Source organism: Pantoea sp. EA-12, assembly GCF_030053355.1.
Lineage (GTDB): Bacteria > Pseudomonadota > Gammaproteobacteria > Enterobacterales > Enterobacteriaceae > Pantoea > Pantoea vagans_C.
This window is the reverse complement of record NZ_JASGBY010000002.1, coordinates 513,007-532,808: the sequence shown is the minus strand read 5'-3', so window position 1 is coordinate 532,808 and position 19,802 is coordinate 513,007. Positions and strand designations below refer to the sequence as shown.

The 19,802-nt window shown below is 48.3% G+C and carries 14 protein-coding genes, 1 other RNA gene and 2 pseudogenes; 7 read left to right on the top strand and 10 right to left on the bottom strand.

Features of this window, described 5'->3' with window-relative positions:
- Positions 1-117 precede the first annotated feature (117 nt).
- A complete protein-coding gene (gene mgtA, locus QMZ30_RS05140; protein ID WP_283226607.1) occupies positions 118-2,844 on the top strand; it encodes a magnesium-translocating P-type ATPase in 2,727 nt (908 codons plus the stop codon).
- A gap of 130 nt (positions 2,845-2,974) precedes the next feature.
- Here the strand turns inward: mgtA and QMZ30_RS05135 are convergent, their stop codons facing one another.
- The gene (locus QMZ30_RS05135; RefSeq protein ID WP_283226606.1) at positions 2,975-3,427 is read right to left on the bottom strand and encodes a hypothetical protein; all 453 of its coding nucleotides are present in this window, start codon (positions 3,425-3,427) and stop codon (positions 2,975-2,977) included.
- On the bottom strand, positions 3,424-4,146 hold the full coding sequence (locus tag QMZ30_RS05130; RefSeq protein WP_283226605.1) for a hypothetical protein: 723 nt from the start codon (positions 4,144-4,146) through the stop codon (positions 3,424-3,426). Before QMZ30_RS05130 ends, QMZ30_RS05135 begins: the two co-directional genes overlap by 4 nt.
- A 224-nt stretch (positions 4,147-4,370) precedes the next feature.
- On the opposite strand from QMZ30_RS05130, the gene QMZ30_RS05125 reads away from it, so the two are divergent.
- Positions 4,371-5,048, top strand: coding sequence for an SDR family oxidoreductase (locus tag QMZ30_RS05125; RefSeq protein ID WP_283226604.1), 678 nt, complete (start codon positions 4,371-4,373; stop codon positions 5,046-5,048).
- 35 nt (positions 5,049-5,083) lie between these two features.
- On the opposite strand, the gene QMZ30_RS05120 is transcribed toward QMZ30_RS05125, so the two are convergent.
- The gene (locus tag QMZ30_RS05120; RefSeq protein ID WP_283226603.1) at positions 5,084-5,743 is read right to left on the bottom strand and encodes an epoxyqueuosine reductase QueH; all 660 of its coding nucleotides are present in this window, start codon (positions 5,741-5,743) and stop codon (positions 5,084-5,086) included.
- 118 nt (positions 5,744-5,861) lie between these two features.
- The gene (locus tag QMZ30_RS05115; RefSeq protein WP_283226602.1) at positions 5,862-6,218 is read right to left on the bottom strand and encodes a KPN_00521 family repetitive protein; all 357 of its coding nucleotides are present in this window, start codon (positions 6,216-6,218) and stop codon (positions 5,862-5,864) included.
- A 277-nt stretch (positions 6,219-6,495) separates the two neighbouring features.
- On the opposite strand from QMZ30_RS05115, the gene QMZ30_RS05110 reads away from it, so the two are divergent.
- Positions 6,496-6,852 carry an NIPSNAP family protein gene (locus QMZ30_RS05110; protein ID WP_283226601.1) on the top strand — a complete coding sequence of 119 codons (357 nt, stop codon included), beginning with the start codon at positions 6,496-6,498 and terminating at the stop codon, positions 6,850-6,852.
- Between the two features lie 88 nt (positions 6,853-6,940).
- Here the strand turns inward: QMZ30_RS05110 and QMZ30_RS05105 are convergent, their stop codons facing one another.
- Positions 6,941-7,795 (bottom strand): PA4780 family RIO1-like protein kinase, encoded by an 855-nt coding sequence (locus tag QMZ30_RS05105; protein WP_283226600.1) that lies wholly within the window; start codon positions 7,793-7,795, stop codon positions 6,941-6,943.
- Between the two features lie 178 nt (positions 7,796-7,973).
- Positions 7,974-11,597 (bottom strand): DEAD/DEAH box helicase, encoded by a 3,624-nt coding sequence (locus QMZ30_RS05100; protein ID WP_283226599.1) that lies wholly within the window; start codon positions 11,595-11,597, stop codon positions 7,974-7,976.
- Between the two features lie 840 nt (positions 11,598-12,437).
- On the opposite strand from QMZ30_RS05100, the gene QMZ30_RS05095 reads away from it, so the two are divergent.
- Entirely contained in the window at positions 12,438-13,709 is a 1,272-nt protein-coding gene (locus QMZ30_RS05095) for a phospholipase D family protein (protein WP_283226598.1), read from the top strand.
- Between the two features lie 208 nt (positions 13,710-13,917).
- Here QMZ30_RS05095 and QMZ30_RS05090 read toward each other — a convergent pair.
- Positions 13,918-14,199, bottom strand: a pseudogene (locus QMZ30_RS05090) (winged helix-turn-helix domain-containing protein); the annotation flags it as partial.
- Between the two features lie 664 nt (positions 14,200-14,863).
- Between QMZ30_RS05090 and QMZ30_RS05085 the strand changes: the two are divergent.
- A complete protein-coding gene (locus tag QMZ30_RS05085; RefSeq protein WP_283226597.1) occupies positions 14,864-16,603 on the top strand; it encodes an ATP-dependent nuclease in 1,740 nt (579 codons plus the stop codon).
- A gap of 20 nt (positions 16,604-16,623) precedes the next feature.
- On the opposite strand, the pseudogene QMZ30_RS05080 reads toward QMZ30_RS05085, so the two are convergent.
- The 3 genes and pseudogenes from QMZ30_RS05080 to smpB form a co-directional block, all read right to left on the bottom strand.
- A pseudogene (locus QMZ30_RS05080) lies at positions 16,624-17,819 on the bottom strand (integrase domain-containing protein).
- Positions 17,820-17,999: 180 nt separating this feature from the next.
- Positions 18,000-18,362: a transfer-messenger RNA gene (ssrA, locus tag QMZ30_RS05075) on the bottom strand.
- Positions 18,363-18,405: 43 nt separating this feature from the next.
- Positions 18,406-18,888, bottom strand: coding sequence for an SsrA-binding protein SmpB (gene smpB / locus QMZ30_RS05070; protein ID WP_039329939.1), 483 nt, complete (start codon positions 18,886-18,888; stop codon positions 18,406-18,408).
- 158 nt (positions 18,889-19,046) lie between these two features.
- Between smpB and QMZ30_RS05065 the strand changes: the two genes are divergently transcribed.
- On the top strand, positions 19,047-19,481 hold the full coding sequence (locus QMZ30_RS05065; protein WP_283226596.1) for a type II toxin-antitoxin system RatA family toxin: 435 nt from the start codon (positions 19,047-19,049) through the stop codon (positions 19,479-19,481).
- Complete coding sequence (locus QMZ30_RS05060) at positions 19,474-19,764, top strand: RnfH family protein (protein ID WP_039329935.1); 291 nt, start codon at positions 19,474-19,476, stop codon at positions 19,762-19,764. Before QMZ30_RS05065 ends, QMZ30_RS05060 begins: the two co-directional genes overlap by 8 nt.
- Positions 19,765-19,802: the final 38 nt, after the last annotated feature.

Genomic DNA, 19,802 nt, shown 5'->3' with positions numbered 1-19,802 from the left:
GAAGTTCCCGACAGGTTATTTTTAATCAACTAACGCTAAGCCGTTAATTTAATTTATCCCACATTATGCGCTCAACGCGCAGGGACTTTTATTGCCGAAAAAAAGAGGAATGTCATCATGACTGACATGAAACTCAACCAGGACAAAAAAGCCTGGAACAACAGCGTGCGCCAGCCACGCCAGAAAACACCGCGCTATCTGATTGAAGACGAAGCGGGTTTCACCGCTGATGAAACTCTGGTGCGCCTGCGTAGTGATGCATTGGGGCTGAGTGAACGTGAAGCCGAAGCGCGCCTGGAAGTCTATGGCCGTAATCAGGTGGAGCATGATAAAGCGCCACCGGCGCTGATTCAGCTGTTTCAGGCGTTTAACAACCCATTTATCTACGTATTAATGGCGCTGGCCGCAGTCAGCTTTTTCACCGATTACTGGATGCCGATGCGCAAAGGCGAGGAGACCGATCTGACCGGTGTCATCATCATTGTGACGATGGTAACGCTCAGCGGTTTGCTGCGCTTCTGGCAGGAATTCCGCACTAACAAAGCCGCGCAGGCGTTGAAATCCATGGTGCGCACCACTGCCACCGTGCTGCGCCGTGAATCCGCGCAGCAGCCGCCGGTCAAACAGGAAGTGGATATCGCCACGCTGGTGCCGGGCGACATTATCTATCTCTCTGCGGGCGATCTGGTGCCTGCTGATGTTCGTCTGCTGGATTCGCGTGACCTGTTTATCAGCCAGGCGATTTTGACCGGTGAATCCCTGCCGGTTGAGAAATATGACGTTACCGGTCATGTCACCAGCAAAGGCGCCGGGGCGAGTGAACAGGGCGCTTCACTGCTGGAGCTGGGCAGCGTCTGTCTGATGGGCACCAATGTCTCCAGCGGCAGTGCCAAAGCGGTGGTGGTGGCTACCGGTAGCGAAACTTACTTTGGCAGCCTGGCGAAATCGATCGTCGGTAATCGTACCCAAACGGCGTTTGATCGTGGAGTCAATAGCGTGAGCTGGCTGCTGATCCGCTTCATGCTGGTGATGGTGCCGGTGGTGTTGCTGATTAACGGTTTAACCAAAGGCGACTGGCTGGATGCCTCGCTGTTTGCTCTGGCCGTCGCGGTTGGTTTGACACCGGAAATGCTGCCGATGATCGTCAGTTCCAACCTGGCCAAGGGCGCGATCGCCATGTCACGCCGTAAAGTGATTGTGAAACGGCTGAACGCGATTCAAAACCTCGGGGCGATGGACATCCTGTGTACCGATAAAACCGGCACGCTGACACAGGACAACATCATCCTTGAACATCATCTGGATTGCGCCGGGGTAGAAAACTCCCGCGTGCTGATGCTGAGCTGGCTCAATAGCCACTATCAGAGCGGCACGCCAAATCTGATGGATCGCGCCATTCTGCGTTATGGCAAAGATCGTATCAGTGCCGATATGGGCGACTATTACGCCAAAGTGGATGAGCTGCCGTTTGATTTTGTGCGTCGTCGCGTTTCAGTGGTGGTGCGCGATCGTCGCCTCAACCAACAGATGCTGATTTGCAAAGGTGCAGTGGAAGAGATGCTGAGCATCGCCACCGCCGAGCGTGAAGGGAAACTGGTGCAGCCGCTCGATGAAAAACGCCGTGCAGAACTGTTGGCGCTGGCACATCAATACAACGAACAGGGCTTCCGTGTATTGCTGGTCGCCAGCCGTGTATTGGAGGAGCCAGGCTTGCAGCAGGCACTGAACGTAGCGGATGAGCAAGGGTTAACCGTCGAAGGGCTGCTGACATTCCTCGATCCACCAAAAGAGAGCGCCGCTAAAGCGATTACCGCACTGCGCGAAAACGGCGTCAGCGTCAAAGTGTTGACCGGCGATAATCCGGTGGTCACCGCGCGCATCTGCCAGCAGGTGGGGATTGATAGCGGAGATATCGTCACTGGCGACCAAATTGCCATGATGAGCGATGAGCAGTTGGCTACCGCTGCCGCGCAGAGTGCGGTGTTTGCCAAACTGACACCGTTGCAGAAATCACGCATTTTGCGCGCGCTGCAACAACAAGGGCATACCGTTGGCTTCCTCGGCGACGGCATTAATGATGCCCCCGCGCTGCGTGATGCCGATGTGGGCATCTCAGTCGACAGCGCCGCAGACATCGCCAAAGAGTCTTCTGACATCATCCTGCTGGAAAAGGATCTGATGGTGCTGGAAGAGGGAGTGATGAAAGGACGCGAGACCTTCGGCAATATCATCAAGTATCTGAACATGACCGCCAGCTCCAACTTCGGCAACGTGTTCTCCGTGCTGGTGGCGAGCGCCTTTATCCCGTTCCTGCCAATGCTGGCGATTCATCTGCTGATCCAGAACCTGATGTACGATCTGTCTCAGCTGGCATTGCCCTGGGACAAAATGGACCGCGAGTTCCTGCGCAAACCGCGTAAATGGGACGCGCGTAATATCAAACGCTTTATGCTGTGGATTGGGCCTACCTCGTCAATCTTTGATATCACCACTTTTGCCGTAATGTGGTACGTGTTTGCTGCTAACACACCTGAAATGCAGTCGCTGTTCCAGTCAGGTTGGTTTGTGGAAGGGTTGCTGTCTCAGACGCTGGTGGTGCATATGCTGCGCACCCAGAAAATACCGTTCATTCAGAGCCGGGCTGCATTGCCGGTGCTGCTCGCCACCGCGTGCGTGATGATTGCCGGTATTCTGCTGCCATTCTCTCCGCTGGGCAGCATGGTGGGACTGGTGCCGCTGCCATGGTCATATTTCCCATGGCTGGTAGCGACATTACTCGGTTACTGCGTCGTCGCACAGGGCATGAAAACCCTGTACATCAAACGCTTCGGCCAGTGGTTCTAAACCCATGGAGGCACTATGCGGAAACGGAATCTCGATAAGGTGGTGTGCCACCTGCTGATAATGATGGTGGTGATCATTGTGCTAACGTTGGTGTTACGTTAGTGAATCTAAGGGCAGGTTATCCTGCCCTTTATTCGTATGAAGTCACGTAAAGCTGCTTTTTGAATCCTGCGCTTCGTTTGACTCCTTTAGGATCACCAAAGAAGGGCAGGGTGAATTTGGGGGAATCAGCCACCGAGAGAGACCAGCGAGACTCACCAAGAAAATGAAATTCGATGTGATCGCTGTGAACCGCAAGGTCCTCAAACATTCCGGAGGTGTATATATTCTCAATATGAATAATTTCCTCTACCCCAGCATCACGATGACAAAGCACGATGGTAAGAGATTCTTCATAAAGGTTGCCATCGGTCACAAACAAGACATACCTTCCAGCGCTAATTTCTACCGCAGCTTCCAGCACTGAGCCGGGAATAACGATGCCGCTGGGGAGTTGATCTAAAAGAACTTCGCTTCGTGCCTGAGTGGTTTCGCTAGCGGGAGTGGTCTCTGCCAGAGAAATATTAAAGATCTGCTGCATCATCGCCAAATTGCTCCCATTTGCCACGCGGCAAGGGCTGCGCCCACGAAGCCGCCAATCATCACACACACGGGGGCGCCGGGACCACACGCCAGACCAGCCAGTGCACCTCCTGCAGCGCCGCCTGCAATGCCAGCGCCATTAATTGCCAACTGCCGCCCCGCCTCTGAAACCTTGTTATCTGATTGATAGATTTCGTAGACCGAGATGGCAACGGAGAGGACAATCAGACCGCGCCCCGCACGTGACAGTTGCATCATTCTCAGATTGATACGTGGATTAGATTTCCCTGCCGATTCGACAATAGCGGCATAGACGCGATCCTGCTGGCTACTGGACAATTGATTAAAATGCACCTTGGCGCCATACAATTCGGTGGCCTTCTTCGCGATGAGTGCATTCAAGGTTTTGCCGGACATCTTCATTTGTTCGGCCATGGCGCGACCTAATGGCGTGCTGCGCCCCCTGATCATATCCATGATCACATTTCGCGTTTCATGTGCTTCCTGCGCGGCCTTTTCCCAAGTGATCAATCCCATATTAGCCCGAGACTGTAAGTCATCAGCCATTTTCTTGATAAGCTTCGAGTACTCGATTCTCAGTCGGGGATCGATGGAGAGTCGCGCAGCAGCCGTCGAAATATCACCCTGTAACGCACTGATTGCCTCGTCAAATTTTTCTCGCCCGCTATGATCGAGCGATTGTAAAAGAGCGACATCCATGCGGGATCCTCACTGTGAACATAAAATGGACTCTATCAAAGCCATAAACAGTGACGCAAGAATGAACAGTTTGCTGTCAAATCCAGTTAGCTAATACGCAATAACGACCTTGGCTTTTAATTAACACACTGATTTTATTTTATAAAATTAGCGGTAATACTTAAGTTGATTTGACTTAAGTCTATCAATCTACTCTCTGTATATCAGACAGTTCTGAGGTGAAAATGGGCCAGTTAAAACGTGCGCTGATTATTGGCGCATCAAAAGGGATTGGATTAGCCGTCGTGCAGCAACTACTCGCCGATGGCTGGGAAGTCACCGCCACTTATCGCAGCACCGCCGTTTCTTATCAGCATGAGAAGCTGCGCTGGATGCCATTGGATATCACCATTGCCACTCAGCGTGAGCACTTACTTCAGCAGCTCAAAGGCGAGCAGTTTGATCGTGCGCTGATCAATGCTGGCATTCTCGGCCCGGACTCGATGGAGCTGATCGCCACCAGAGATGATGAGTTAATGCAGCTGTTTATGACCAACTCGGTGGCACCTATCCGCATGGCTGAAAGTCTGTTGCCACTACTGCAGGAAAAGCAGGGTGTGCTCGGCATCACCACGTCACGCCTCGGTAGCCTGACCGAAAATCCAGAGGCGCTTCGCCCTTACTACTCGGCCAGTAAGATTGCGCTCAACATGCTGAGCCGCGCCTTGGTTCAGCAGATGGCATCGCGTGGCACCACCTTGCTGTCACTGCATCCGGGCTGGGTGAAAACCGATATGGGTGGCGATGATGCGGATATTACCGCCGTCGAAAGTGCGCAGGGGTTAGTGGCACAGATGGATAGTTTTGCCGGGCAGGGCGGACATCATTATGTCGATTACAGCGGCAGGGTATTAGCCTGGTGATACTGACGGCCTGCTGGAGGTTGCCAGCAGGTTATTTACTCTTCGTCTGGCGTGTAATACTGCACGCCAATTTCAATGCGCTCGCGACCGCTGGCCACGCGATGACGGTTGCTGTCACGCAGTGAATAGATGCAGCCGCAATACTCCTGCTGATAGAAACGCTCGCGCTTGCTGATCTCGATCATGCGCGAGGATCCACCGCCTTTACGCCAGTTAAATTCCCAATACAGCATATCAGGATAGTGCGCGGCTGCACGGACGCCGCAGTCATTGATCTGCTTCATATCCTTCCAGCGTGAAATGCCCAGCGAACTGGTGATCACTGGAAAGCCATTTTCATGCGCGTACAGCGCGGTACGTTCAAAACGCATATCAAAACACATGGTGCAACGCACGCCGCGTTCCGGCTCCCATTCCATGCCGCGTGCACGATCAAACCAGTTGTCTTTATCGTAATCGGCATCAACGAAAGGCACGCCAAACTGCTCAGCAAAGCGGATATTCTCATCTTTACGCAGCTCGTACTCTTTCAATGGGTGAATGTTTGGGTTGTAGAAGAAGATGGTGTAATCAATACCGGAAGCCAGCATCGCTTCCATCACTTCCCCCGAACATGGCGCGCAGCAGGAGTGCAGCAGCACTTTGTTGTGACCGTTGGGTAAGGGCAGGGGCTGGCGTTTGAAGGTGTCAGACATAAGAGAATCTGGTTAATGGAGTGTTGGGCTGAGTGTAAGTGTATATTGTTGAGGACGCAAAGGCGCAGGCAACAAAAAAGGCCACAATCGCGGCCTTTCGGTATTCAGTTAGAAGAAATTACTCGGTTACTTTCTTCTTCAATTCGCTGGCACCTTCTTTGGTCGCATTCCAGCCTTTGGTTGCACCTTCTTTGGTGGCATCAACGCCTTTCTCGGTGCCTTCTTTGGTTTTGTTCCAACCTTTTTGAGCGCCTTCGCTGATTTTGCTGGTGGTGCTGTTGCTCTTACCTTCAGCAGCATGCTGCGCTTTCAGCTTCTGCTCTTCGCCTTGATGCTGCGCTTTGTGCAGTTTTTCTTTGGCGGTGTTTGCGCCCGCTTGTGCGTTCGCTACGGTTTCGTCAGTTGCATGTGTAGTCGCGGCAAAAGCCGAAGAAGCCAGCAGCAGGGCCGATACAGCAATAATTGTCTTTTTCATGAATATTCCCTCATCAATCGCTCTGTGAGTTATGAGCGTAGCTAACAATGGCACGCTCAGCCAGAATTGGCTCCAGGAATAACCTTAATTGAATCATTAGGTTTGGATGGCGCGAAAAATGTGCAGTGACTGTCCAGCCGACAACTGCATAGCGCAATGCCATGGCAGAGAGGATGTGATGGGACACTGCTTTACGGCATGCAACCCTTTCTCATGGCGATGTAAGCGGATAGTTTAGAGCCGTGTTTAAATCAGGATAAGACCTCAAGGAAAAGAGATGGCGGCTAAGATTGTTGAAATTTTGCAATATCGATTAAAACCTACCACGGGTAAAGACTTCCACAAGATAATGCGTGAGATCAGCATTCCCCTTCATGTCCAGCACAGTATTGATGTCGTTGCGTATGGCTGTTCACGGCATGATATTGATCACTACTATCTGATTCGCGAATTTGAAAACGAAGTTAGGATGAAATCGGTGCTGGATGATTTTTACGCCAGCGACGACTGGCAACGGGGACCGCGAGAGGAGATCGTGAGTCGAATAGAAGCCAGCCTCAAATCAACGATGCTGCTTTCACCGGGCGCAGTTGCTGCAATGAGAAACTGCTTCCAGGATGCTGAGAAGGAATGACGTAATCTGAGGAGTTTGCATTAAGTTCCTAAACTCCCAACAGACGTAATGTGGAAAAGGTCAGCTTATTGCGTGATGTCCGAAGAGATTATTCTTCATCACGCTCTTTAGCCGCACGCTGACGCTCATAATATTCATCTTCAGCAGAAATGATCTCGTCCAGCAGTGAATCCATATCCACGTCATGAACCTCTTCCAGGAAGTGCCCGGTTAATGGTGTTTCAGGCGTTAATTTTCCGTCTTCATATAACTGCCAGATCTCCTTGGCAAAACGCGTTGCCAGGATTTGTGGGGCAAACTGACCGTAATAGGCAGTGATGTTATTTACATCGCGCGCGAACATCGATTCAGCGTGGTTGTTCGCCGCTGCATCCACCGCTTGCGGCAGGTCAATGATCACCGGGCCTTGAGCATCCTGCAGTACATTAAATTCCGACAGATCGCCATGCACGATCCCGGCACATAACATGCGCACGATATTACGAATCATCGTGTCAAAGTCAGCCAGCGCTTCCTGTTCCGACAGCATGATATCGCTCAGACGAGGCGCAACGGCCCCATCCGCATCGGTAACCAGTTCCATCAACAACACACCGTCCAGACACATATAAGGCTCTGGCACGCGCACGCCGGCTTTAGCCAGGCGGAACAGTGCATCTACCTCAGCGGTATGCCACACGTCCTCTTGCTGCTTGCGTCCAAACTTGGAGCCTTTCTGCATGGCACGGGCGCTGCGGGAGTTGCGAACTTTACGCCCTTCCTGATATTGCACGGCTTGCTTGAAGCTGCGTTGCGATGCCTCTTTGTACACTTTGGCACACTGAACTTTGTCACCGCACAGTACGGTGTAAACGTCAGCCTCTTTGCCGCTTTTCAGCCGCTGAAGCACGTTGTCAATCAGGCCATCATCGACCAGAGGTTGGATTCGGTTTGGAATTTTCATGCGGCTTTATACCGCATTTCAGGTGCTTTTCGCATTAAGAAGTTGGGGCGTTTTATGGGAAAAACCAAATGTATAGCGGTAAAAAGGGGATGGGTACATCCTATGGGAAGATCTGAGACACAAAAAAGCCCGCAAGGCTTTCACTGCGCGGGCTCTTAAGACTTCACCTCGGAGATTGTCAGGCTGATTGCGCCAATTGCCGATGTAGGACCTGCAGACTAGTGCCCGCCCCTGCCCATGCAGCAGCCGAGCCGACCACATACAGGTTTTGCTTGGCGCGTGAGACGGCTACATTGATTATGTTTGGCGGGCTTGCCGCCCACTGACGCGCTCTTTGCTGACTTGCTTTCGGAGCACCCAATAACAGGATGACCGTGTCTGCTTCTCGGCCCTGGAACGTGTGTATCGTGCCTACGCGATCACGGCACCACTCATCCAACTTTACGCCTAACGTCCGCAGCAGATCAGTTTCACTGTCGAGACGCCGACGCATGTTCTGCTCTACGATCTTGAATGGCGTAATGATAAATACGTCCGGATTTGTAATGCCCGATGCTGCCAGCTCTTTGAGCATTCGTACAACCGCTTCCCCTTCGTCGGGACACCATTTCGTCTCTGCATCGCCATTGATATCCACCCAGTGAGATCGCCCCAAAGCCGAGCCGATAGATCCTGGTCTCTTAGGCCCGACAGCATGGACCATCTGCCCGGCATAAGCGATTGAGTTAGAAACATCGAACATTGGGTTCTGGCAACGCCTGTGAACGAGGAGTGGCAGCCCGACTTCTCGATCACCTACATCCATGACGAAGGTGGATTTGAAGCGCGATGCCTGATCAGCAAGGGTCTGCGTAGATGCTGCGGGGGCAGACCAATCGATTTGGTCAATGTCGAAGAACTTGCAGATTTCGGCGTTCAGCTTTTCAGGAAGCGAAACCACAGGTGGGATTTGCAACGGATCACCTACCACGATGGAGCGCTTTGCCCGCATGATTGCTCCAACTGCTGCCTGAGGAACTGCCTGGCCCGCTTCATCTACCAGAAGCCAGCCAATACTCTCTGGTGGCAGATCCCCGAACATGGTTCGTACTGAGGCAAACGTCGTGGACACAGTCGGCACCACCATGAAAAGGCTTGACCAAAGTTCGGGAAGAAGTTCACGGTGAGCAGGAGACTGGAAGGCACCTGCCACCATGCCCGACATCAATAGCCCAAGATTGTGTTGCAAGCGGCTGGCCGAAGCATCGACGAACGTTTTATGCACTGCCAGGGCGGCGGCGAAAAGATCCTCCCGCAGGCGATGAACCTCATCGGGAAGCCATGGTGCAGTCAGGTGGATAGCCTCGTGCTCGCGCTCAAAGAATCTCTCATCAACGACTCTGTCTCCCATGCGGTTTCTTGCCTCTGCCTCGGTCGCCTTCAATTTTGAGACAGCCTGACATTTGCTGGAAATCTCCTGGTCGAGTTGCTGTAACTGGGACTCAGAATTGCTCCACTTAGTCCTTGCAAGCTCCAGCGCGCCGTCTTTCTCCTGTGCCTGTAAGACTGATTGCTGCAAGGTCGCAGAGAGCTTCTGTAGTGTCGATCTCCACGATTTCCAGGCCGCAGTCGCGAACAAGCGGGAGAAGACACCTGGACGGCCAGCAAGATGGCTATCGAGCAAGGTTTTGTCCTGCTCGATCTGCGACTTTGCCTTCTCATGCTCCCGTTGGCAGGCTGCAACAATCTGGTGTGCCTCTTCGACGGCTTCATTCAGACTCGGACGACGCTGTTCCACTCTTTGAAGTTCGGTGGTCGCCCCCTTGAGCGCCTGGATATCCCGTCGCATCTCTTCGATGCTGGCGATTTCGGCATCTACCGTCTCCTTGAGTTTAAGGAAAACGGATCGCGCTTTACGCCAGGCTGCTAAAGCGTCCGCTTCGTTGGTGCTGGGGCGCTCATTGACAACCACGCTGGGCATCACGCGATCGATGATTTCGCCAGTTTGTTCGTCCTTGATCTCACGCATGACGTTTATGCCGCGAGCTGCTTTCAGGTAGGTAAGGAAACCGCCGTCCTCATTCCACCAGAAACCTTGCTGGAACGTGCCTCGGTTGCTGCTCTTGCCGAGTGCTGCGGCAATCAGTCCCCAGGTTTCGATAGGATCGGAGGGTGTGTCGTCCTCGGCCTCGAAATAGCCGGCGCGTTTGGGATTCGCAATCAGGTCGCTGATGGACCGGAAGTAGGCGATCTCTTCATGGCGACCATTGGCATCCTTGAGAGGAAGCTCTTTACTGACGTTTTCGACCGCTTTGTTATTCGAGGAGGCTACGACGATCTCATGGCCCTTCAAGGATGCATGTAACTTGTAGAAATGCAGGAAGGCATTGGAACCGAATGCCAGCTTCTCGCCTGTTGTGGAAAAGGCATCCTGCGGTTTGTTGAAGCCGGACATCGCCGTGGCCCGATCAAGAATGCACCCAACAACAATATCTCGCAGAAGAGTGGTCTTTCCGGTACCCGGTGGCCCATTGACACCGATGATACCTGGAGCATCATTCAGCTCAGCACGCGCCGCATTTACGGCAGCCTGTTGAAGAAGCACCAATGGATGACCGCCTTTCGAAGGCCAACGAGCTTGCGGCATGAGCGACGGTGCGACATACGGCTCAACTGCGGAAATAGGCGATAGCACGTCGATTTTCTGGTCAGGCCTGCCAATTCCCATGTAGCGGAGCAAACCGGTTCCGGCTTTGCCCGTCTCTAGCAGTTTGGTTGCTTCAGCGAGATCTTCAAGATAGAAGGAATTCAGTAACGATGGTTCAGGCGGCGCCTTGGCCTTAAAATGATGAAACACCTTAATCGCGAATGTGGGTGGCTCAACCATATGCTCAGGTACACCGAACTGAGACACAAGCCATTTATAAGCGTTAAGAACGACATCCAAATCGATCGGTATGGGTTCTCCATCCTCGTTATGGCGACGAACCATTTGATCCAGATGCGCTTTAATGCGCGGCTCAACATTTGGCCAATTCCCTAAGCTCCCAAGCTTCATATCGAGAGCCGGCTTGAGTGCCCAGGCAAAACTGGAAACGGCGACGCCTTTGTCCTCAAGCACATAACCTTCCTTGTCGATCAGGATCGATCCGATGGCCGCTTTCTTACCTTCCGGGCGTGAAAGCTCCTCATCCTCGCCAAAAACCTTGACCAACTCGTCCGTCGCCTTGTCGAGAGCGATGGAGCCGAGGACGACCTCAAAATAAAGCTTATAACTGGGCTTGCTACGGGCATTTGGTCCCCATGGAACACCTCGCTCCAATAGAGCAACCCTGGAGCGGTCGCCGGTTGCCATATCCTCTGGACGCTTATAACCCTGAGGCGACAACGCCTCGAGGGCAGTCCATGCTGCCAGTATTGCTCGCGCATCATTTGGTTTTTCTGATGGAGAGAAAGACGGGATCGAACCAGGATCGACCTGTTCGATGCCGAACTGTTGTTGCATGACAGGGTCTGTAGTCGCTGTAGGTTGCAGTTGCACTGTCGTTACAGGCGCATCGCTTTGCACAACCTGGGAAGATTGCATGGACGCTGAACTGGGATGACGCGCTGATAGACTGGAACCCGACATGGATGACACGCTGCGAACGCTTAGTTCAGTTAGGGCTTGCTCAATATTTGTTTTCAGCGTCCGCGCTCTGGCAGTGTTGCGAAAAGTCAGCTCGCCCAACAGCTGTTCAAGCTCACTAACGTTGTTCAGTGACCGTTCGAAGATTGCTTCCAGATCGAAGATTGATTTTTGCGCATATTGCCTTGTCGTCATTGATTTCCGCCACCCCGTATCCCTTCAGTGGAGAGATTTTATGCTAATTAGGTTAATTTCTTAAACTGTTAACTTTCGCTCTTGGTTCAGAGCGGTAATGCTAGTAGGACTGTGGGGGGCTGCTGTGAGCGCTCGGCGGAAGTTGGCAACGGTTCTGACCACTGACCAATAATGATTGGATTGCTAAAATCGCGCTGTGTTAATCAGCGGGGAGTCGGTCATATATTCTAACGTGTACCAATTATCTCTGGATGAAGGCGGACCGTCCCGGAAGGTAACGGACACAAAAAAGCCCGCAAGGTTTGCGTCGTGCGGGCTCTAAGGACTTCATCGGATGACTCTGGTGTCACCGATGGAGAATTTTGGGCTGGCGGAGTCTGAACATAACTCGCAAGCTAATGTATTTACGTGTTTTTATCTAATTCAACTTTGTTCCGTGTACCTAAACGTGTACTAATTATTGGATCTCATACCCCGGAACGGCTTCGCTAGAATACCGAATGCTCGGCGCTAAATCCAAAGTAAAATGATTTTATGGAAAAGTGTTCACACTGTTCACTTTGTGTTTTTATTTATTTAATTCATGCAGTTAGATGGTGAATGGTTTGAGGGGGGATATACACTAGTGTGCACTGAGGGTGATCACCTTAGCTTAGATTATAAAAAACGAGCAAAACCGGTATGAGTTGAATGATGTGAATAGGCGTTGCATGCTGACAATGATCAGCGCAGTGCTAGAAGCAGACGTTGCAAACACCGTGCTATTTTAATATGAGATAATGGTCAAGACCTTTTAAAGCTCATAGTTGGGTGTGCTAAAACAATTACAGGATGATATAGATGGATTTATATACTAATCGAATTTCTAAAAATGACTTCGTTAAAAACGGTATCATCAACCATGTTGAAGATGGTATGGATATATTTATTGCATCAGCATTTTATACAGAATCTGATGTTGTCGATGCCTTACTTGCAAGAGGGTGTCACTTGCGGATTGTTGTTCGCCTTGGTTTTCCTACCTCACCTATTGCACTTGAAAAACTTCTAAATCACGACAACGTAGAAGCAAGATTCTTCACTAGTAATTCTTTCCATCCAAAGCTATATATTTTTGGTGATAAAAAAATCTTATTGGGTTCCGCTAACCTAACTCGATCTGCTATCTTGACTAATCAGGAAGTTATGGTAGGGATTGAAGCTGAAGATTATCGATTTTCGGAACTTATTGAGCTGTTTTCTGATTATTGGGATGAAGCAGAAGTGCTAACAAAAGAGGCTATAAAAAAATACCGAAATATTTATAATAAATTCTCACAAGTAAATAAAACTATATTGGAAATGGAAAGTACTGTTACAGATGTAATAGGAGATGTGAACTTTTCAAATATAGATCGTGGTCGCAAAAAAAGCACTAATAAATCTATATTTTTAGGGACTTATCAGAAATCCTATCAAGAAGCTGTAACTGCGTTTCGTCGTATTGAAAGTGTGTACAAGAACCATGAAAGAAAAGTAGATGGAGAATTAATACCATTACGGTTAGAAATCGACTCATTTTTTAGCTTTGTACGAGATTTTTATGCAACCCAAGACACCTGGAAAGACCAACCTCTTGGATGGGATGACCAACAAAAGTATAGAACCAAAATCCTCATTAGTGAATGGTTGGTCACGGAATGGGAACATTTTGAAAGTCGTATTGTACCGATTAATTATCCTCTAATTAAACGTGTGTTGGGTTCAAAGGAGTCAATACAATCAGCATCAATGAGTAATATAGTTGATGCTTTATGTGTATTACATTCTTTCCATGACCGATTCCGATTTTACAAAGGTGGTTTAGAAACCTTGAAATCTTCATTTATTGAAGGCAATGAGGAAAAACAGGTAAAAGACACTTTGACTTATCTTCTATATGGCAAAGGGGATACTGTATCACGTATGGCTGACTGTATCTACGATAGGGAATATAAGTTGAACCATTTTGGTAAATCCAATATTCAAGAGCTTATAGGTTGGATAAATAAAGAAGAGCTGCCTGTGATTAACGGTAGGACAACTAAAGTTTTAAGGTATTTTGGTAATCAAATTAGACAAATAAATGAGTAGTCATGTTCTGGATGAGTGGTATGTTTAGGTGGGTTTGATATGCCTTTGTCAGAACAGTGTTGGTAAATAAGCGTAGGTGTCCAGATTGATCTGAATGTTCGCGAAAAAAACACAATAATATATATAAAGACAGTTTTTATTCTCTGGGGTTAGCAAGCGCATTAAATAAAATAAAATCGGCAAAGGCCGGTTTATATTGAATGAATTATTAGGAGCTACATGCTGGTAACCAATCTGCTTCACTATCCTCATGTAACGTGAGGTTGGTTTGTATGCCGTTATTCGTTCGTCGCTTTAACAGCACGCGTTCGTACTCTTTCAGCGTCTGCGGTACTGCTTGGCCGAAAGCCGTTAGGCTAAGCGGGTGTTGATGCCCACGCGATTCCATAAATGACAAATACGCGTGATAGAGATAGCGCTTCGGGTTAATTGGGCGAATATTGGCGTTACCGATAAACAGCCCGTTCGGCGTGCTCAACGGCATCAGGTACCGCGCCGCCGCCGGAACCCGTTGAGAAAGTCGTGCCGGTACCGGTCAAAGAACGGCAGACATTAGGCCGATACGGCTCAGCACTCCGCAATACTCATTAACCTCACAGCCTCTGACCATACAGCGGTTTTTTTGTACCTGCAGCTCGCCGTTTGAAACCTTTTTCTGGCAAGGCGGTTTGTAAAGAGCCGTGCATGCATATGGTGCATGTATTTGCATGCAAAATTATGCGTTTATGGGATAGGTTCAGGCCATACAGGGCGCGGCTTAGATTGCTTTATGCACCTGCATTAAAAGCGGTGCATAAAGCGGGCAGGCGAGGGGGGGATAGCATTGCGCGCTGGGCATACTGCAACAGTACTAACCAAAATGTTAGACATTTGGGCATTAAAGGATGTTTTACTTAGCTTCAACCGTATTGAGTGAGTAAATGATTAATTTAAGTAATGTAACGTTGGGTTTTAAGGTTGTTGTTAAAAGAAGCAATCTATTTTTCCTTTTAATAACAGAGTGTTGTATTTTTAAGTGTTTAGCATCATTTTTAAATGTTAAGTTATAAGAATCTTTTAGAGCTTAATATTATAAGAGTTTTCTTATGATTTCTGTTATCAATGACTTCTCAAAATCATGATTGTTTCTAATATATTCTGAAAAAGGAGTTTTTATGAAAATAGAATTTTTTGGAGTCAATAATTTTCGGGGCCTATCTGGTGGTCTTGATAAAAATAGAATTGTTTTTAAAGATACCAATACGCTATTCATATATGGCGTAAACAATGCAGGAAAATCGACTTTTCTTAAGGCTTACATGTTCTTCTATAAAGATGAAAAGCCGGTTTTGGATGATTTATATAGGAGGGATGGAAGTCTAGATATGGAGTTTGAATTAGAGGTTCTTTTAGATCAGATAGATATTTCAAAGATAGAGGCGGTGGCTCCAAATAAAAAAGAAAGTTATAAGAAGTATCTAAATAACAATCTATTAAGGATAAAAAAGGTTTGGGTTCATAAAGCAGGTAAGTTTGAAGTCAATAATTTAACATATAACTACACCACAAATAGTTATGAAGATGTTGGTTATGCTTCGTTAGGCCTACACACAGTCTTTCAAGCTTGTTTGCCGAAACCCATATTTATAAAGGCCATGCCTACTGAAGAAGAAGCAAAAACAATATTGAATGAAATTTTAAAGATGATGGCAGAAAGCACTTTAAAAGCTCAGGATTTTGTACAGCTTAAGGAAGCTCAGGAAAAAATAAAGCAACTCCAAGAAAAAATGTATGATGCGGATTTAATAAACAATTATCAAAATTCAGTTAATAGTTACTTCAATAAAATATTTGGCGATACTAGTGTAAGTTTCAAAGACCATAAAGATAGAGTTGTTTGGACCGAAAATAAGCTGGGTAAAGAATACGATATTGAGTTCACTAAGACTGGTATTGATGGATCAAGGGATGAAAACATTCCTTCTTCTTATAGCAGTGTTGGACATGGTACTATCCGAACAGCAATCTTTACCCTTTTACTGATGAGAGATGTTGCTGAGAAATTTGAAAGGCAACAGGGAAGAAAGGACTATATGGTTCTTTTTGAAGAGCCGGAGTTATTTCTTTATCCAAGAATGGTCAAAGAATTAAGAGAACTTATTTATCAGGTTAGCACCGAAGAATTACCTTATCAGGTACTATGTGCTTCACATTCTGCAGCAATGATTGACATTACTAAGCCAAAATCATCAATCGTAAGGTTAGTTAAAACATCGACCGGAACGGAGATGTACCAAATTAATGATGAATTTCTGAAGAAGGCTAAGGGCGGGCTTACTAAGGAAGAGCTAAAACAAGAGATGTATGAAGTTTTACGGTTTAATCCTTTCATATGTGAGTCTTTTTACTCTGATGAAATATTGTTGATTGAAGGACCCACAGAGGAAATAATCTCTAGGGCTTATTTACAAGAAATGAATCCAAGGAAATCTCTGTTCATACTTAATTGTGGTACAGTCAATAATATTCCGTTCTATCAAAAAATATTCTCTAAATTTAACATCAAGTACCATATTATATTTGACACGGATGCATCAAATATAATAGGTGTCGATGAACGAGGGAACGAAATATTTGATTCTGGCATCCAAAAAAGCATTGTTGAACAGTACAATAAAGATCATGATTTGATGAAAGGTAATATTGGTGTCTTCTGCACGCATAACACAACTTTCGAACCAGCACATCAACATGAAAGTTTACCTGTTGAGTTAAGATTCAATCAAACAAGTGATAAAAGCAAGCCATATAATGCCAATTTATATTGGAAGGAAGTTTTGAAGCCGAATATAAATCATGCTGAGATCAATAAAGTGCCATTGATCTCTTACCTTGAAAGAATTATTAATCATTAAGTAATAAAGGCTGGCTAATGTCAGCCTTTATTCTCTTTAACTTTACTTCCCCACCAATCCATAAGTTCGACTCGCTGCTTGAGATAAGTGGATCTATTATATGCCCTACGAACCTCATTTTTGTCTGAATGGGCTAGCGCCGACTCTATTACGTCAGGGTTTAAACCAGCCTCATTCATAGCTGTACTAGCAATGGAACGAAGACCATGAGCAACCAACTTACCGCCATAACCTATTCGCTTTAATGCCGCATTCGCAGTCTGGCTATTCATTGGCTCTTTGGGATTGTTTCGACTTGGAAAAACATATTGTCGGTTAGCACTGATAGGCCGCATAACCTCAAGAATATCGAGAGCTTGTTTCGATAAAGGAACGACATGTTCGCGCTTGGCCTTCATGCGCTCCGCTGGAATAACCCAAAGGTTTAAATCGAAGTCGATCTCTGCCCACTGTGTTCCAGAGGCTTCTGACGGCCGTACAAGGGTAAGAAGCTGCCACTCGATTAAACAACGTGTGGTGATTGAAAGATTGGACATGACCAATGAGCGCATTAGCTTTGGTAGTTCTTCCGGTCGTAAGGTTGGCATGTTCTGCTTCTTGGGTTTTTCAAAAGCCATACCAACGCCCGAAGCAGGGTTCGCATCAATCAACCCTGTGTTGACTGCAAAAATCATGATCTCGTTAATGCGCTGCACTAACCGGCGAACCGTCTCAAGCGCGCCGCGAGCTTTAATCGGCTCCAGTGCTTCAACAATCGTTCTGACCTTGAGTGCCTGAACAGGAATCTCACCGATAGCAGGGAAGACATCCTTCTCAAGCGACCGCCAATTATCCTTCGCATAATCTTCGGTAACGCTTTTGCTCATGGCAGGAATTACCTTCCGGCAACAACTGAAAAAATACCATCCAGCTCAATTTGACGTTGCTCTGAAACTTCCTCTTGCTGCTTCTGCGGGGCAATCCCTTGCGCAAGCATCAAAAGATATTGGTCACGCATTTGGCGTGCGCCAGCGAGCGTCAGGGCAGGGTAAGAGCCAATGCTGAGATTTGTGCGACTGGTGCTATTCGGTCGCTGATAGCGAAAACGCTACAGCTTCTTACCTGATGTTTAGACGAGCAGGAAAAGGCCGTCGCCATCATGCAGTGTGAAGTCTTACTCTTGAGGCTTAGCTTTGAGGATTTCGTTATTGGTGAGTGGGCGTGTCATCTGCGCCATGACTGGTTTCCGTCCATAATTGGTACACGTTTTTGGTACACATTATAAAGTGTACCAATTATCTCTGGATTCAGGCGGAACGTCTCGGAAGATTACAGGCACAAAAAAGCCCGCAGGGCTTGCGCCATGCGGGCTCTTAGGACTTCATCGGATGACTCTGGTGTCACCGATGGAGAATTTTGGTGGAGCTGGCGGGAGTTGAACCCGCGTCCGAAATTACTACACCGTCGGCACTACATGCTTAGTCAATCTTTACATTCGCCGGCCAGCTGCGGACAGACACGCCACTGACAAACTAGCCTGATTGGATTTAATGCTTCAACCCCAGGCAGGGCATCCACACGATCTCTTTTGGGTTTGACCTCTCTTGATCCCCGTCTTAAGAGCGGAAGCTAGGGAGAGAGGGCTTCAAAGCAGGGTATTAAGCTGCTAAAGCGTAGTTTTCGTCGTTTGCGACTATTTTTTTGCGGCTTTTTACGAGGCAAACCGCCCCTCGGCATGCTCCTAAGGCTTCACAATCCCGTCGAGTCCAGAATCAGCCCCAGAACTTCTCATACTACAGAAAGATGACGTCTGAATCCAGTGCTTAACGCTTTGAATTCTTCATAATACGTGCTTTATCCATCTTCCATTCACGTTCTTTCACGTCGTCACGCTTGTCGTGTTCTTTCTTACCGCGTGCCACACCAATTTTCAGTTTGGCCCAGGCGTTTTTCCAGTACATCGACAGCGCAACCACGGTAAAACCTTCGCGGTTGACACGGCCATAGAGCGAGTCAAGTTCGCGCTGTTTTAACAGCAGTTTACGGTTACGGGTCGGGTCGCACACCACGTGTGTGGAGGCTACGGCCAGCGGCTGGAAAGTGGAACCAAACAGATAGGCTTCGCCATCGCGCAACAAAATATAGCTGTCGCTGATGTTGGCTTTACCGGCGCGGAGTGATTTGACTTCCCATCCTTGCAACGACAGACCTGCTTCGAACTCTTCTTCAATGAAGTATTCGTGGCGAGCGCGTTTGTTGAGGGCAATAGTGGCTGAACCGGGTTTGTGAGCTTTTTTCTTTGTCATAGTGCGGCGTAGTCTACATCACTCAGTCTGTGGGCGCATCCCCCTGTCCTGGGGGCGGTAAAAAACAGTTCATTTTAGCACAGCTAGCAAACCCGTGAATTTTGTTTGGTAACCGAAAATGGTATTATTCAACGGTTTTGTGATGAACAGGAACCATTATGGCCCAGATTAGCCGTTCGGCGTTGGTCCCCTATAGCGCTGAGCAGATGTACCGTCTTGTTAATGACGTGGATGCTTATCCCGAATTTCTGCCAGGCTGCACGGGCAGTCGAGTGTTAGATAACAACGGAAATCAGATGACGGCGGCGGTGGATGTCTCGAAAGCAGGCATCAGTAAAACCTTTACCACGCGCAATACATTGATCAGTAATCAAAGCATTTTGATGCAACTGGTTGACGGTCCATTTCGTAAGCTGACCGGTGGATGGCACTTCACCTCTTTAGGTGATGATGCCTGTAAAGTCGAGCTAAGCCTCGACTTCGAATTCACCAACATGCTGGTTGAAATGGCGTTTGGTCGCATCTTTAAAGAGTTGGCCAACAGTATGGTGCAGGCGTTCTCACAGCGCGCCAAAGAGGTTTACCGTGGCTGATATCAGCGTTGAAGTGGTGTATGCGCTGCCCGAAAAGCAGTACTCGCGCACTGTCACGCTCGATGAAGGCGCGACGGTAGAGCAGGCGATTAAAGCATCGGGACTCTTAACGCTGCGCAAAGACATTGACCTGAAAAGTAACAAAGTCGGTATCTTCAGCCGCCCGGTCAAATTGGGTGATGCCGTTCAGGATGGCGATCGTGTAGAGATTTATCGCCCGCTGATTGCCGATCCGAAAGAGATGCGCCGTCAACGCGCTGAACGTTCGGCTACCAACAAGTAACCCAATCTCAGACACAAAAAAAGGCGCTCAGGCGCCTT

What these genes read in the sequence shown, in the direction of transcription:
- QMZ30_RS05095 (WP_283226598.1), top strand. Translation starts at nt 12,438, where the DNA reads ATGGATTTATATACTAATCGAATTTCTAAAAATGACTTCGTTAAAAAC.
- smpB (WP_039329939.1), bottom strand. Translation starts at nt 18,888, where the DNA reads ATGACAAAGAAAAAAGCTCACAAACCCGGTTCAGCCACTATTGCCCTC.
- QMZ30_RS05130 (WP_283226605.1), bottom strand. Translation starts at nt 4,146, where the DNA reads ATGGATGTCGCTCTTTTACAATCGCTCGATCATAGCGGGCGAGAAAAA.
- mgtA (WP_283226607.1), top strand. Translation starts at nt 118, where the DNA reads ATGACTGACATGAAACTCAACCAGGACAAAAAAGCCTGGAACAACAGC.
- QMZ30_RS05120 (WP_283226603.1), bottom strand. Translation starts at nt 5,743, where the DNA reads ATGTCTGACACCTTCAAACGCCAGCCCCTGCCCTTACCCAACGGTCAC.
- QMZ30_RS05100 (WP_283226599.1), bottom strand. Translation starts at nt 11,597, where the DNA reads ATGACGACAAGGCAATATGCGCAAAAATCAATCTTCGATCTGGAAGCA.
- QMZ30_RS05135 (WP_283226606.1), bottom strand. Translation starts at nt 3,427, where the DNA reads ATGATGCAGCAGATCTTTAATATTTCTCTGGCAGAGACCACTCCCGCT.
- QMZ30_RS05110 (WP_283226601.1), top strand. Translation starts at nt 6,496, where the DNA reads ATGGCGGCTAAGATTGTTGAAATTTTGCAATATCGATTAAAACCTACC.
- QMZ30_RS05065 (WP_283226596.1), top strand. Translation starts at nt 19,047, where the DNA reads ATGGCCCAGATTAGCCGTTCGGCGTTGGTCCCCTATAGCGCTGAGCAG.
- QMZ30_RS05105 (WP_283226600.1), bottom strand. Translation starts at nt 7,795, where the DNA reads ATGAAAATTCCAAACCGAATCCAACCTCTGGTCGATGATGGCCTGATT.
- QMZ30_RS05125 (WP_283226604.1), top strand. Translation starts at nt 4,371, where the DNA reads ATGGGCCAGTTAAAACGTGCGCTGATTATTGGCGCATCAAAAGGGATT.
- QMZ30_RS05085 (WP_283226597.1), top strand. Translation starts at nt 14,864, where the DNA reads ATGAAAATAGAATTTTTTGGAGTCAATAATTTTCGGGGCCTATCTGGT.
- QMZ30_RS05115 (WP_283226602.1), bottom strand. Translation starts at nt 6,218, where the DNA reads ATGAAAAAGACAATTATTGCTGTATCGGCCCTGCTGCTGGCTTCTTCG.